The sequence below is a fragment of the Brevundimonas sp. genome (assembly GCF_023259385.1).
Lineage (GTDB): Bacteria > Pseudomonadota > Alphaproteobacteria > Caulobacterales > Caulobacteraceae > Brevundimonas.
On the sequence record NZ_JAHFPF010000069.1, the window covers coordinates 1 to 14,002 of the forward strand.

General features: G+C 69.8%; 14 protein-coding genes and 1 tRNA gene. 11 read left to right on the plus strand and 4 right to left on the minus strand.

Annotation, left to right across the window (positions count from 1 at the left end; all coding sequences use genetic code 11):
* Positions 1–186: 186 nt before the first annotated feature.
* Positions 187–543, plus strand: coding sequence for an aspartate 1-decarboxylase (gene panD, locus Q0C81_RS07140; RefSeq protein WP_291835623.1), 357 nt, complete (start codon positions 187–189; stop codon positions 541–543).
* A gap of 59 nt (positions 544–602) precedes the next feature.
* Positions 603–878, plus strand: coding sequence for a hypothetical protein (locus Q0C81_RS07145; RefSeq protein WP_291835626.1), 276 nt, complete (start codon positions 603–605; stop codon positions 876–878).
* A 54-nt stretch (positions 879–932) separates the two neighbouring features.
* On the opposite strand, the gene Q0C81_RS07150 is transcribed toward Q0C81_RS07145, so the two are convergent.
* A complete protein-coding gene (locus Q0C81_RS07150) occupies positions 933–1,742 on the minus strand; it encodes an SIMPL domain-containing protein (protein ID WP_291835628.1) in 810 nt (269 codons plus the stop codon).
* Positions 1,743–1,955: 213 nt separating this feature from the next.
* On the opposite strand from Q0C81_RS07150, the gene Q0C81_RS07155 reads away from it, so the two are divergent.
* The 3 genes from Q0C81_RS07155 (at position 1,956) to Q0C81_RS07165 (ending at position 3,078) form a co-directional block, all read left to right on the plus strand.
* Positions 1,956–2,028 (plus strand) — tRNA-Ile (locus tag Q0C81_RS07155).
* 109 nt (positions 2,029–2,137) lie between these two features.
* Complete coding sequence (locus tag Q0C81_RS07160; RefSeq protein ID WP_291835629.1) at positions 2,138–2,548, plus strand: hypothetical protein; 411 nt, start codon at positions 2,138–2,140, stop codon at positions 2,546–2,548.
* A gap of 2 nt (positions 2,549–2,550) precedes the next feature.
* Positions 2,551–3,078: a DUF2589 domain-containing protein gene (locus Q0C81_RS07165; RefSeq protein ID WP_291835632.1), complete on the plus strand. Its 528-nt coding sequence runs from the start codon at positions 2,551–2,553 to the stop codon at positions 3,076–3,078.
* A gap of 64 nt (positions 3,079–3,142) precedes the next feature.
* On the opposite strand, the gene Q0C81_RS07170 is transcribed toward Q0C81_RS07165, so the two are convergent.
* The gene (locus Q0C81_RS07170) at positions 3,143–4,618 is read right to left on the minus strand and encodes a hypothetical protein (protein WP_291835634.1); all 1,476 of its coding nucleotides are present in this window, start codon (positions 4,616–4,618) and stop codon (positions 3,143–3,145) included.
* Between the two features lie 15 nt (positions 4,619–4,633).
* On the minus strand, positions 4,634–6,013 hold the full coding sequence (locus Q0C81_RS07175; RefSeq protein WP_291835654.1) for a tetratricopeptide repeat protein: 1,380 nt from the start codon (positions 6,011–6,013) through the stop codon (positions 4,634–4,636).
* 377 nt (positions 6,014–6,390) lie between these two features.
* On the opposite strand from Q0C81_RS07175, the gene Q0C81_RS07180 reads away from it, so the two are divergent.
* The 6 genes from Q0C81_RS07180 (at position 6,391) to Q0C81_RS07205 (ending at position 13,306) form a co-directional block, all read left to right on the plus strand.
* Complete coding sequence (locus Q0C81_RS07180; protein ID WP_291835636.1) at positions 6,391–6,882, plus strand: GAF domain-containing protein; 492 nt, start codon at positions 6,391–6,393, stop codon at positions 6,880–6,882.
* A gap of 177 nt (positions 6,883–7,059) precedes the next feature.
* Complete coding sequence (locus tag Q0C81_RS07185) at positions 7,060–7,737, plus strand: SDR family NAD(P)-dependent oxidoreductase (protein WP_291835639.1); 678 nt, start codon at positions 7,060–7,062, stop codon at positions 7,735–7,737.
* 156 nt (positions 7,738–7,893) lie between these two features.
* Positions 7,894–8,715, plus strand: a complete 822-nt coding sequence (locus Q0C81_RS07190) for a CoA ester lyase (RefSeq protein ID WP_291835642.1) — start codon at positions 7,894–7,896, stop codon at positions 8,713–8,715.
* 93 nt (positions 8,716–8,808) lie between these two features.
* Positions 8,809–9,927, plus strand: a complete 1,119-nt coding sequence (locus Q0C81_RS07195; RefSeq protein WP_291835644.1) for a beta-ketoacyl-ACP synthase III — start codon at positions 8,809–8,811, stop codon at positions 9,925–9,927.
* Positions 9,928–10,037: 110 nt separating this feature from the next.
* Positions 10,038–12,248, plus strand: a complete 2,211-nt coding sequence (locus Q0C81_RS07200) for a TonB-dependent hemoglobin/transferrin/lactoferrin family receptor (RefSeq protein WP_291835646.1) — start codon at positions 10,038–10,040, stop codon at positions 12,246–12,248.
* Between the two features lie 47 nt (positions 12,249–12,295).
* The gene (locus Q0C81_RS07205; RefSeq protein WP_291835648.1) at positions 12,296–13,306 is read left to right on the plus strand and encodes a DUF6607 family protein; all 1,011 of its coding nucleotides are present in this window, start codon (positions 12,296–12,298) and stop codon (positions 13,304–13,306) included.
* 25 nt (positions 13,307–13,331) lie between these two features.
* On the opposite strand, the gene Q0C81_RS07210 is transcribed toward Q0C81_RS07205, so the two are convergent.
* Positions 13,332–14,002, minus strand: a 671-nt coding sequence (locus Q0C81_RS07210; protein ID WP_291835652.1) for a DUF4166 domain-containing protein, incomplete at its 5' end; no start/stop codon positions are given.

The following is a 14,002-nucleotide window of genomic DNA, read 5'->3' on the forward strand; positions in this document are numbered from 1 at the left end:
GCCACATTTTGACCATAGGGCGGCAGGGCTTGCGGTCAAATGAATGTCCCGCAATGGGAGAATGCGGCGCAGCATCGTCATGGTGCGCTGCCGAAAGCGAGATTGATGCGCCGCTCCGAAATCCCTATATGGGCGGTCTGCGAGCGGGGGCCTATCGCCCCGCGTCATGTTCGGACCGCACTCCCCATGCTGGTCACCTTGATGAAGGCCAAACTGCACCGCGCGACGGTGACCCAGGCCGACCTCGACTACGAAGGCTCCATCGCCATCGACATGGACCTGCTGGACGCCGCGGGCATCTTCCCGCACGAGCAGGTGGACGTGCTGAACATCACCAACGGCGCGCGCTTCACCACCTACGCCATCGAGGCCCCGCGCGGGTCCAAGGTCATCGGCGTCAACGGCGCCGCGGCCCGCCTGGTGCAGAAGAACGACAAGGTCATCGTGGTGAGCTACGGCCAGCTCCCCTCCGAAGAGGCGCGCCAGTGGTCGCCGACCGTGGTCCTGCTGGACGACCAGAACAACATCAAGCCGGCGGCCTGATCCGGCCGGCTTGACCTGAGCTCCGCCGAGGCCTTCCCTCTCCTTCTGGAGGAACGGTCATGACGCGCACGATCATCAGGGTTCGCTGGGTGCTGTACGGCGCCTGGGTGCTGGCCGCCCTTGTGGCGCTGATGATGGCGCTGACGCCGGGACTGGAGCTGCTGGGCCTGCCGCCCGAGCGGGTGACCTTCCTGCCCGGCATGATCACGGGCCTGCCGTGGACCCTGCCGCTGTTCCTGTTCGACTTCGATTCCGTCACCTCGCTGGCGATCATCTTCGTCGCCCATCTGCTCAGCGTCTCGATCGGCCTGATGCTGGTGCGGTCGGTCGATTGAAAAAGGCTCCGGCGCGGACGCCGGAGCCTCGTTCATCTCAGCCTGTCCGCCGGATCAGCGGTTCAGGTCGTAGACGCCGGTGATGTCGATCCGGATCGTCAGCTCGCCGGCCGCGACCGGGGTGCCGCCCCCAGCCGAGTCCATGGCCATGGCGCGGGCGTACATCGGGGCCGGTTGCGGGCCGCCGTAGCCGCCGCCTTCGGTCAGCGAGCGGATGCCGCCCAGCGGGGTGTTCAGCGCCTGCGAGTACAGGGCCGCCTTGGCCTGCAGGTTGCGCACCGCGATCTGGCGCGCCTGGTTCTCGGCCGCCGACGGATCCTTCAGGCCAAAGCTGATGCCGTTGATCTGGTTGACCCCGGCCGAGACCACGGCGTCGGCGGTGGCGCCGACCTTGGTCAGGTCGTTGATGACCACGGTCACCTGGTTCGAAGCCTGGTAGCCGCGCAGCTTCGGCGGCTCGTTCTGAACGTAGTCGTACTGGGCCGACAGGTTCAGACCCGAGGTCTGGATGTCGCGCTCGGCGATCCCGGCGCGGCGCAGGGCCGCCATCACCTGGTTCATCCGCGTGGCGTTCTGGCTCATGGCCTCGGCGGCGGTCGTCGCCTCGGTGACCACGGCGAAATTGATGGTCGCCATGTCCGGCGTGGCCTTGACCTCGCCATAGGCCGACAGGTTCAGCGACGGGCGCTCGGTCACGGCCTGGATGGTCAACGGAGCGCCTCCTTGCGGCTGGGACTGGGCGTGGGCGGACGGCGCGGCGACCGTCAGAGCGACCGCGGCCATCAGGGCGCCGCCGATCATCAGGGCGCGGTTGGAGACGGCGGGCAGCACGGCGGCGCCAGAAGCTGCGACGGGGCGGATCATCGGGGGAAACTCCGTGAGAGACGATGTTGTCGTTGCGAACACCGTCGTCGGCGTCCGTGTTCCAACCATGACCATATACGCCTGAACGGGCGGCTTGGCTCCGCTGGCAGAAACCGTTCATGTGCGTGACAACGCCGACAGGTCGAAGGCGCGGGCAAGGCGTGCTTGGCAACTCGCCGCCCCACCTGCTAGGCCGGGCGTCCTCCGCTCCGGGGGCCCGTAGCTCAATGGTTAGAGCCGACCGCTCATAACGGTCTGGTTGCAGGTTCGAGTCCTGCCGGGCCTACTGGTCGCCGACGCGTCCCGCGTTGACAGCCGGACAACCGTAAGCTTCGCTGCCGCCCGGCTCGACCGCCCCGCAAGCCCGTCGAACCCTGCCGCCGGGAGCGGTTCCCATGTCCAGCACGCCCCTCACGCTCAGCAGCCTCGCCGAGGCCGTCGCCGCCGCCATCACAGAGGCCCAGGCCCGCATCGACGCAGCCCAGCGCGCGGACCTCGAACGTTTCATCGACGAGAACGGCCGTCCCCGGGCGCTCACCGTGCGCCTGCCCGGTCCGGACGGGGAGAAGGTCGTGGACATCCCCCTGCTGAGCTTCGCCGCCCCGACCGCCCTGCGGGTCACCGAGGCCACCCTCGCATTCGAGGTCGATCCCGCCGATCTGGCCCTGCTTGGAGCGTCCGTCGCGGACCTGACCCCGAACGGGTTCGCCGCCCACGCCACGGTCACGCCCGGCGCCGACGGCCGCAAGCCCGCGACGATGACCCTCCGGCTCGAGGCGATCCCGGCCCCCGCGGCGAACACCTGACCATGAGCGAACCCGACCCCGCCCCCGAAAGCCGGCCCCTCGCCGACCTGCTCGCCGACCCGTTGATGGCGGCGCACGCGGCCAGGGTCGAGATATCGCAGGCCACCCTCGACTACATCCGGACAGCGGGCTTCGAGCCGACGGCGGACGGCGACGCCCTCCAGGCGCGCACGGTCGAATTTGAATTCACCCGGCCCGCCGGACCCGGCCCGGACGGCCAGATTCTGAGCGAAACGGTGAAAATGCCCGTCCCGGCCCTGGCCATCACCGAGATGTCCCCGCCAACGATCAAGGATGTCTCGATCGACTTCGCGCTGGAGATCACCGCCCTGACGCCGCCCGACAGCGACGGCGGAGCCATCCGCCTCTCCGGCCTCGCCCACGCCTCGGACGCCATCCCCCCGCCCGGCGCCGCGCCCCGCGTCCACATCACGCTCAAGGCGCAGGACGTCGGCGTCTCCGCGGGGTTGGCTCAGGTGATCACGGCCCTCACGGACAGCCTGCCGCCGAGGACGCCGTCCCGAACCTGAACGCTCAAACGAAAACGGCGCCCCGATCCGGAGCGCCGTTTCATGTTTCGATATCAGCGAAGCCCTACCGCCCCCAGCCGCCGCCCCGGCTCCACCGGTCGTCGCCGCGGTACCGGCTGTCCGGCACATAGCGGCCGTCGCGGTCGTACCAGCCTTCGCCGTCCTGATAGTCGTCGTAGCCGTCCAGCTGATAGCCGTCGTCGGCGTAGGCGACGCCCAGCAGGCCGTCTTCCTGGCTCCACCAGTCGCGCGGATACGAGCCGCGCGCGCACTCCCAGCCCTCGCCCGGACGCCAGTAGGGCTCGTAGCGGCCGCGGTATCGGTCGCGGAACTGCGGGCGGCAGGCGTACTGCGACCAGACCCGGTTCCCGCTGGCCTGCACATTGGCGCGGGGCTCGCGATAGATGACCTCGCGCATGCCGGCGAAGGCGTTGTTGACGATCACCGCATTGCCCGCGGCGGCGGCGACGCCGACCGTGGTGGCGCGCACCCGGCTGTCGGCCAGGCGCAGCTCGCCGCTGTACAGCACCACGCCCTTGTCCGAGCGGCAGACGCGGCTGTTCTTGATGTCGACCGAGGCCCCCTCGACCACCACGCCCTCGACGAAGCCGCAGACGGCGGTGTTGTCGATCTCGACCCGGCCGTAGTCGCGGCCGGCGCGCACGATCACGCCGATGCTGCGCGGGCCGAAGGCGTTGGGCGCATTGGTCCCCTTCAGGGTCGTCGAGGTCAGGCGCGAGGCCGGGCCGGCGGCGGGGGTGATCTCGATGCCCGACTGGGCGCCCGACACCACCGTCTCCCAGGTGTTCAGCACCGCGCCGTCCGACACGATGGCCGGGGCGATGGTCTGGGCCTCGATCACCGCGTTGCGGATGTCCAGCAGGCCGCCGTCGGCGTAGATCGCCGCCTCGTCGCCCGCGTGGTGGAAGCCGACCCGGTTCATGACGATCTCGGCGCCGTAGCCGACGATGCAGGCGGCGTCGCCGGCGCGGGGCGAGGCGAACACCATGTCTCGGATCTCGACGCGCACGCCCGACGCCACCGTCATGCAGGGCAGGCCGTCCGGCGCCTGCAGCGTGGGCTCGGACGCCCTGGCCCAGTCGCGCGGGTCGAATCCGCCCTCGCCGATGATGGTCATCGGCTTGTCGATGTTCAGCCAGCCGACGCAGGCGCCGGCCCGGGCGCGGATCACCAGCGTCCCGCCGGGGCGCACCCGGCGCACCGCATCCTCGACGGCGCCCGTGCCCGGATTGCCGCCGCAGTCGACCAGCACGATCTCCTCCCCGCCCGGACGCAGCGGCGGATAGCCGGGACGCCAGTCGGGCCGGTGGCGTCGATAGTCATAGCGGCCGCGGTCGCGGCGCTGGCTGTACGACCGGGTCGGCGGGTCCAGCAGGACGCCGAAATTCGGCCGCGTCTGGCTCTCCACCTTGGCCGCCACCTGGGCGTGGGTCGGCGGCGCGCCCAGGGCGAAGGCCGCGACGGCGGCGGCGATCGCCGCCGCTCCGCCCAGAAGGCTCAAGGATGTGCGGGTCGTCATGGGTTCACGCCCTCCTTAGCGGCGCTGCGAACGGGAAACCTGCGCCAGCACGGCCTGCAGGCGGCTCGCCGACGGGCCGAAGCCTGACAGGGCCGAATCGATGCGGAAGGCGACGGCCTGGGCCTTGTCCTGGTCAGCCACGCCCGAGACGCCCAGCGCGAAATAGCTCGACATGGCGAACTTGGCCTCGGGGCTGCCCTGACGCGCCGCCTCCTCGAACCATTTGAAGGCCCGGGCGTAGTCGGCGGGCAGGCCGATGCCCTCGGCGTACATCACCGCCAGCACCAGTTGCGCTTCCGAAGACCCGTTCACCGCGGCCATCTGGATGGCGCGCACGCGCTCCAGATAGGACAGCCGGCCTTCCATCGGGTGGCCCAGCATGGCCTCCAGCGTCTCGATCTGGCGCTTGGACAGGTCCTCCGGCCGCTGCGCCGCCGTGTCGGTCACGCCCAGGTAACGCAGGGCGCGGCCCACGTGGATGAAGGGCAGCTCGCTCGCCATCCGGCCCAGCGCATATTCATAGGCGTCGCCGCGCGGACGGCTTTCGTCCGAGAAGGGCACGCCCGACTGCGGCGCGGTGTTGGGATAGAATTCGAACGGCGGCGTCCACTGGCGCGCCTTCACCTCGACGAAGCGCTGGTACTGCGCCCGGCTCGGCGCCGACCGCTCGAAGTCGCGCATCAGCACATAGGCGCCCACGTCGCCGGTCTGCACCGCGAGGTAGTTGTACAGATAGGCGTCCACGTCGTTGCGCTGGAACAGGCTGGTCGCCGCCGGATAGCCGCGGCGGTTGCGCTCGCGCCCCTGGCCCCGGTCCGCGTTGCCGCGTCCCCAGGCCTCGCGCGCCTCGCGGTTGTCCTCGGGCTCGCCGAACGGGCCATACAGGCTGTCGTGCAGCCGGGCCAGGGTGCGGTACCCCTCGGCGTCCTGGGTCGACAGGATGTAGATGACCCGGTCGCGGACCGCCCCCTGCTCGTCCAGGGTCATCGACCCCAGCAGCCGGTCCAGCTTGCGATAGGCTTCGTGCCGCTCGAAGGCGCGGCAGTCGTCATAGCGCGACAGCGGGCGCCAGCCGCCCCAACCGCCGCGGTTGACCCGGTTGATCGGGGCGTAGCCCTCATCATTGGCCAGGGCCATCGCCAGCCAGGTGGCGCTCTCGATAGGATCTTCGATGTTCTTGTCGGTCGCGCGCACGGCCGAATAGCGCGCGCCCAGCTCCAGCTGTGCGAAGAAGTCGTTCTGGAAGGCCGCGCGGCGCAGGGCGCGCAGGCCGGTTTCCTGGGCGTTGAATTCGGACCCGGTCATCGAGGCCGGACGCGGGCAGCTGTTGGTCGCGGCGTTGTCGCCGCCCTGCCAGAAGCGCACGCCGTTTCCGCGATCGCCGCACGACGCCATGCCCAGGGCGGTCAGCCCCAGCAGGCCCGCGACGGCCACCACGGCGATCGGGCCGCGCGAAGCCCCGAAACGCGAGCGTCTTCCGTGATCGCGTTCGCCGTCCGCCATAACCCCTCGCACACCCATGTACCGGCGCCACCGCCCCCGGGCCGTTAACCATTGCGGGACTTCGACAGTCCGATCCAGTTAACAACCTGTCAAGGTTAACGCCGTTTCGCGACAAAGCGTTGCCGCAACACGGCCATTTTGTGTCCTTTCAGGAGTTGTCCACGGGAATCAGCGGCTTGCGAACTCGCCTGTCAGGCGAAAAGTCCCGGCCTCGCTTCCCGTTCGCCATCGACCTATATGCGACCGACGCCCGCCGGAGCCCTGCCCCCATGTCCTACGTCGCCCGCGACGACCGCCCCGCCGACAAGGCCGCCCGCTATGCCGAGGTCGAGGCCGAGATCCTCGCCGTCCTGGAGGGAGAGCCGAACCGCGTCGCCCGCATGGCCACCGTCTCGTCCATGCTGGCCGACGCCTTCCCCGTCTTCTTCTGGACCGGCTTCTACGTCGTCGACGAGACCAAGCGGGACGAGCTCGTGGTCGGCCCCTACCAGGGCACGCTCGGCTGCCTGCGAATCGCCTTCGGCCGCGGCGTCTGCGGCGCGGCGGCCGCGACCGGGACCACCCAGATCGTCGAGGACGTCCACGCCTTCCCCGGCCACATCGCCTGCGACGCCCGCTCGGCCAGCGAGATCGTCGTCCCGGTCTTCGACGCCTCGGGCGCCCTGATCGCCGTCTTCGACGTGGACGCGACCGAAACGTCCGCTTTTGACGCAGCGGACGCCTATGCTCTTGAAGGACTGATGGCCAAGGTGTTCGGCTAGGTCGAAACGGAGCCCGGACCCTCCGGCTATTTCACCCGGGCGATTCTTCCGGGTTTCGTTGTTTTCGTAGCGTTCTCCCGAATTCGATCCGAACGCATCGGACGGTTCGGACGGTGTTTTTCACTCCCCGTTTCGCACTCTTCGCACCCAAGTTTTTTTCATTCGCCGGAGTTCCCCATGTCTGATCGCGTCATCGCCGTCACCGGAGGCCACGGGGTTCTCGGCCGCGCCGTCGTCGAGGCCGCCCTGGCCGACGGCCTGAAGGTCGCCGTCATCGACCACGCCTCGGGACACGCGGTGCCGGACGGCGTGCTGGAGCTGGGCGGGGTCGACCTCACCGACCCGGCTTCGGCCAGGGCGGCCGTCGACGCCGCCGCGGCGCATTTCGGCCGGCTGGACGCCCTGCTGAACGTCGCCGGCGGCTTCGTCTGGCAAACGACGGATGATGCGGAACCGGCTTGGGACAGGATGTTCGCCCTGAACCTGTCGACCGCGCTCAACGCCAGCCGCGCCGCCCTGCCCCACCTGAAGGCCTCGCCCGAGGGCCGGATCGTCAACGTCGGCGCCAACGGCGCGCTGAAGGCCGCCGCCGGCATGGGCGCCTACGCCGCCTCCAAGTCCGGCGTCCACCGCCTGACCGAAAGCCTGGCCGAGGAGCTGAAGTCGACCGCGGTCACCGTCAACGCCGTCCTGCCCTCGATCCTCGACACCGAACAGAACCGCAAGGACATGCCCGACGCCGACCCGTCCAAATGGGTCGCCCCCGCGGACCTCGCCCGGGTCATCCTCTTCCTCGCCTCGCCCGAGGCCCGCGCCATCACGGGCGCCCTAGTGCCGGTCACGGGGAAGGTCTGACGTCCTTGAATCCGCTCATCCCGGCGAAAGCCGGGACCCAGTTCTGTCCAGCTTGACGCTGCCGCTCAGGGATTGGCGGATGAATGTCGAACCTCAACACCGGTCATCCAAAACACTGGGTTCCGGCTTTCGCCGGAATGAGCGGAGAATGAGACCATGAGCAGATCCGCCCTCTTCCTCCCCGCCAGCAATCCGCGCGCCGTCGAGAAGGCGCGCACGCTGGACTGCGACGTGGCCATCCTCGACCTTGAGGACGCCGTCGCCCCCGAGGCCAAGGCGGACGCCCGCGCCGCCGCCGTCGAGGCCGTCCGCGCCGGCGGTTTCGGCCCGCGCCTCGGCGTCCGAATCAACGGGCTGGACACCCGGGACGGCGCCGACGATCTCCGGACGCTCGCAGAGGCCGGCGTCGGCCTGATCGTCGTCCCCAAGGTGGACGCCCGGACCGCCCAGATCCTGAACGCCCTCCGGCCTCAGGGCATAGCCCTGTGGGCCATGATCGAGACGCCTCGCGCCCTCGCCCAGCTGGACGCCATCGCAAGCCTCCATGGGCTGGAGGCCCTGATGCTCGGGGTCAACGACCTGGCCGCCGAACTGCGCACCGGCCCCTCCCCCGATCGCGAACCGCTGAAGCCCTGGCTGGCCGCCACCGTCGCGGCCGCCCGCGCCCACGGCCTGCTGGCCATCGACGGCGTCTACAACGCCTTCACTGATGCGGAGGGCTTCGCCGCCGAATGCGCGCAAGGGCGCCTCTACGGCTTCGACGGCAAGAGCCTGATCCATCCGTCCCAGATCGCGCCCGCCAACGCCGCCTTCTCGCCCTCCGAGGCCGAGATCGCCTGGGCCCGCGCCGTCGTCGCCGCCTTCGCTTCGCCGGATTCCCGGGGCAAGGGCGCGATCCGGGTGGACGGCCAGATGGTCGAGCGGCTGCATCTTTCCGTCGCCGAACGTGTTCTCGCCCACCTCGACCGGCGAACCTGACAGGCCTATCTAGTCAGTCCAGAAACAGAACGGGCGCGCCCCTCATGTAGCGAGGCGTCGCACGCCGAGCGTTAGGGGCGCTTAGAGAGAACCATGACCAACGCCGTCATCGCCGCCACAGGGCTGTTCACGCCCGACCAGTCCATCTCGAACGAAGAACTGGTGGCCGCCTACAACGCCTACGCCGAGCGCTTCAACGAACGCCACAGCGCCGAGATCGCCGAGGGCGACGTCGCCGCCCTGACCCCGTCGTCGGTCGAGTTCATCGAGAAAGCCTCGGGCATCAAGTCGCGCTTCGTCCTGGACAAGGCCGGGGTGCTGGACCCCGAGCGCATGGCCCCGAACATCCCCGAACGCTCCAACGAGGAGTTGTCGGTCCTGGCCGAGATGGCGGTGAAGGCCGCCCGGGACGCTATCGCCGCCTGGGGCAAGCCGGTGTCGGAGATCGGAGCCGTCCTGTGCGCCGCCTCCAACATGCAGCGCGCCTATCCGGCCATGGCCATCGAGGTCCAGCAGGCCCTGGGCATCGACGGCTTCGCCTTCGACATGAACGTCGCCTGTTCCTCGGCCACCTTCGGCATCAAGACCGCGGCGGACTTCATCGCCTCCGGCTCGGTCAAGGCCGTCCTGATGGTCAACCCGGAAGTCTGCTCGGCCCACCTGAACTTCAAGGACCGCGACAGCCACTTCATCTTCGGCGACGTCGCCACCGCCGTGATCATCGAGGCGGAAGACCAGGCCGCTCCGGGCGGCTGGGAGATCCTCGGCACGCGCCTGAAGACCACCTTCTCGAACAACATCCGCAACAATTTCGGCTTCCTGAACAACGCCGCTCCCGAGGGGATCGGCGCGCCGGACAAGCTGTTCGTCCAGCAGGGCCGAAAGGTCTTCAAGGATGTGGTCCCGATGGTCTCGGACATGATCGTCGACCACGCCGCCGAACTGGGCGTCGACCCCACGGGGCTGAAGCGGATGTGGCTCCACCAGGCCAACATCAACATGAACCAGTTCATCGGTCGCAAGGTCCTGGGCCGCGAGCCCGAGGGCGACGAGAACGTCATCATCCTGGACGAATACGCCAACACATCCTCGGCCGGCTCGATCATTGCCTTCCATCTGCACCAGGACGGTTTCGCGCCCGGCGACACCGGCCTGATCTGCAGCTTCGGCGCGGGCTATTCCGCCGGCACGGTCTTCGTCCGCAAGCGCTGAGCCAGAACCTGCGACTTATTCGCATCAGGCCACAACTTCGTCCCTATCGCGATTGATTGTGAGAGTCGTTCGCAGTAATTGCCCCGCCACCTCTTCAAGCGGGACCATACATGCGCACGCTTCTCCTCTCCGCCGGGCTCGCCGCCCTGACCGTCGCCGCCGCGCCCTCGGCCATGGCCCAGACGGCCCCTGCAGCCCAGCAGGACGCGACCGAACTGGCCCCGGTCAGCGTGCTGGCGACCCGCACCGAGGTCCGCCCCGACGAAGCCCCGGCCACCGTCACCGTCATCACGGCCGCCCAGATCGAGAACGAGCTGGTCACCGACATCAAGGACCTGGTCCGCTTCGAGCCGGGCGTCAGCGTCGTCAGCCAGCCCCAGCGCTTCGGCGCCGCCCTGGGCACGACCGGCCGCGGCGGCAATGAAGGCTTCACCATCCGCGGCATGGGCGGCGACCGTGTCCTGATGCTGGTCGACGGGGTCCGGGTGCCGGACGGCTTCACCTTCGGCGCCCAGAGCGTCGGCCGCGGCGGCTACGCCGACCTCGACCTCATGCGCTCGGTCGAGATCCTGCGCGGCCCGGCCTCGGCCCTGTACGGCTCGGACGGCCTGGCCGGCGCCGTGGCCTTCACGACCAAGGACCCCGCCGACCTCATTCGCAGCGGCGAGAGCTTCGGCGCCCGCGCCCGCGTCGGCTACAACTCGGCCGACGAAGGCCTGACCAAGTCCGGCATGATGGCCGCCCGCAGCGGCGCCTTCTCGGGCATGCTGGCCTGGACGGGCCGCGACGCCCAAGAGACCGAGAACGCCGGATCCGTCGGCGGCACGGGCTCGGCCCGCACCCAGGCCAACCCCATGGACGTCAGCTCCGACGCCTTCCTGGCCAAGGGCATCTGGGACTTCGCGCCGGGCCACAGCCTGCGCCTGACCTACGACTACTTCGAAAGCGAGATGACCGCGGACGTCCTCAGCGGCCGCAGCCTCACCGTGCTGCAACTGCTGGCCGACGACACCACCACCCGCGAGGGCTGGAGCGCCGGCTGGCGCGGCAAGGACGTCCTCGGCTTCGACAGCGGCCGCCTGACGGTTTACGGCCAGACCGCCGAGACCCGCCAGTACACCTTCGAGGACCGCACCCCGGCCGTCGACCGCAGCCGCGACAACACCTTCGACAACGAGGTGTTCGGCGTCTCGACCGACTTCACCCGCACCATCGGCGTCAACCGCCTGACCGTCGGCGGCGACTGGTCCGAGACCACCCAGGAAGGCGTGCGCTCGGGCACCGTGCCGCCGGCCGGCGAGACCTTCCCGACCAGCGCCTTCCCCAAGACCGACTTCTCGCTGGGCGGCGTCTATGTCCAGGACGAGATCACCCTGCTGGGCGGCGACCTGCGCATCGTCCCGGCCGTCCGCTGGGACACCTATGACCTGAGCACCGCCAACGATCCGCTGTATCCGGGGCCGCGCGCCGACCAGTCGGACGACCACGTCTCGCCCAAGCTGGGCGTGGTCTGGTGGGGACATGACAACTTCGGCCTGTTCGCCAACTGGGCCGAGGGCTTCAAGGCCCCGACCCCCAGCCAGGTGAACAACTACTTCGCCAACCTGGCCTTCGGTTACACCTCGCTGCCGAACCCGAACCTGAAGCCGGAAACCAGCCAGAGCGTCGAGTTCGGCGTCCGCGTCCGCGATATCTCGCTACTGGGCGGCACGTTCGCGGGCCAGGCCGTGGTCTTCCAGTCCGACTACTCGGACTTCATCAGCCAGCAGGTCGTCTCCGGCGCCGGCACCCCGGCCGATCCGATGGTCTACCAGTGGATCAACTTCACCGACGTCGAGATCCAGGGCTTCGAGGCCAGCGCCAACGCCTTCTGGGACAACGGCATGAGCGCCCGCTTCGCCTTCGCCTATGCCGACGGCGAGACCACCAGCGCCGGCGTCACCCGCCAGCTGCCGACCATCGACCCGATCAAGGTCGTCTTCGGCCTCGGCTATGAAGAGCCCCAGGGTCGCTTCGGCGGTCAGGCCGTTCTGACCTGGTCGCAGGCCAAGGACGCCGGCGATACGGACGGTCTGGGCTGCTACAACGCGGCCAACCCGGCCGCCGGCTGCTACACCGGCGATGACTTCACCCTGGTCGACCTGACCGCCTGGTTCGCCCTTACCGACCGCGTCACGGCCCGCGCCGGCCTCTTCAACGTCCTGGACGAGAAGTACAGCTGGTGGAGCGACGTCCGCGGCGTCGCCGCCTCGTCGGCGGTCAAGGACGCCTACACCCAGCCCGGCCGCAACTTCGGTCTCTCGCTGGCCTTGCGGTACTGAGACCAGAAGACGATAACGCGACTGACTCGCATTCGAAGGAACGCTCCATGCGCCGCGCACTGCTGCTGACCACCGTCCTGGCCGCCCTCGCGGCGACCGCCCCGGCCCAAGCCTCGAGTGGCGCGGAGCCCGCCGCCGCGGCGGCCTCGGTCGACGCGCCGGCGGCCAGCCAGTTCGAGCGGGATCGCCAGTCGATCCTCGCCCAGGCGGGGCAATGGCGGGTCCGTTTCGACATGCGCGAGAACGTCAGCTTCCGCGAGGGCTATGAGCCGCTGGAAGAGAAGCTGTCGGCGGGCGACGAGATCGTCCGCGTCGTCTACGACGACGGCACGCGCATCAGCCTGCAGCACATCCTCGTCATGGGCGACGACGCGGGCAACCACTTCGTGATCAAGCACTGGCGCCAGGACTGGGTCTATGAGCCCGAGACGGTCCTGACCTACGCCGGTCCGAACCGCTGGACCGTCACCCCGGTTTCGGCCGGGGAACGTCGGGGCGCCTGGTCGCAGACCGTCTGGCAGACCGACGACAGCCCCCGTTACGGCGGCGTCGGCCACTGGGACTACGACCACGGCCTGGCCGAGTGGACCAGCAACGCCACCTGGCGCCCGCTGGCCCGCCGCGACGCGGTCCGCAACCCGATCTACGACCGCTACCTGGGCGTCAACCGCCACGCCCTGACCCCGCAGGGCTGGGTCCACATCCAGGACAACATGAAGATGGGCCAGGCCGAGGGCGACGCCGGGGATCCCGTCGCCATCGTCCAGGAAGACGTGATCAACACCTACCGCCGCGTCGACAACTATGACGCCAAGCCCGGCGACGACTACTGGGCCGCCACCAAGGACTACTGGGCCGGCGTCCGCGCCGCCTGGGACGCGGTCGCGGCCGCCAACGGCGGGATCTACCTGGAAGAAGAGGCCAACCGCGGCGCCGTCACCGGCAAGCCGCTGATGGACTGGGCCGAGGAAATCCAGGCCGGGACCCTGACCACCGAAGCCGGCATCGCCCAGGCGCGCGACCTGATCGCCCGCGCCACGGTGGCTCCGACGAGCTGAGCCCTTCTTCCCCAAGGGGGAAGGATCAGGCTTCCCGCTCCAGCCAGCCCCGATACCGCACCAGCCGCCCGATCAGCGGCGCGGTGATGGTCACGTCGAAGACGAAGCGGCCCTGCTCATCCACCTCTTCGAAGGCCTGCGTCGATGGCCCTAGCGCGCGGGGCAAAGGGATCGGCCCTGCCCGCCAGCCCTCGACCCGATAGACCAGCCGCCCGTCCTCGGGCGTCAGGCCCAGGTCCATGCTCAGCGGCCCGAAGCGCTCATTGACCCGCCCGCCCGGACGCGGCCGCGACAGGATGCTGGCGAAGGCATGGCCGCCGATCCGGCGGCGCCAGACCGACCGGTCGCCGTCCGCGTCGATGGCCACCTCCGCCGGACAGTCGGCCTGCGCCTTCGGGAAGCCGACGATGCGGGCGATCAGCGCCGCCAGCGGGCTCGACGCGCCCTCGGTCGTCGCCCGTCCCCGCCACAGCGACCGCCCCGGCGTCTCATGCAGCGCCCGGACCGGCGCGGGCAGGCCGTCGAACGCCGGGCCGATGGCGCGGGCGTAGATCGCGCCCCGCTCCGCCCGCCTCTCCGTCGCCAGTCCGTGCGGCGCCATCTCGTCCGCGATCGCTTCCAGCGGCAACACGCCGACGCAAGGCCCCGCGCCCGGCGCGACCTGTCCGGCCGCGATGGCGCGGATCGCCGCCAGCG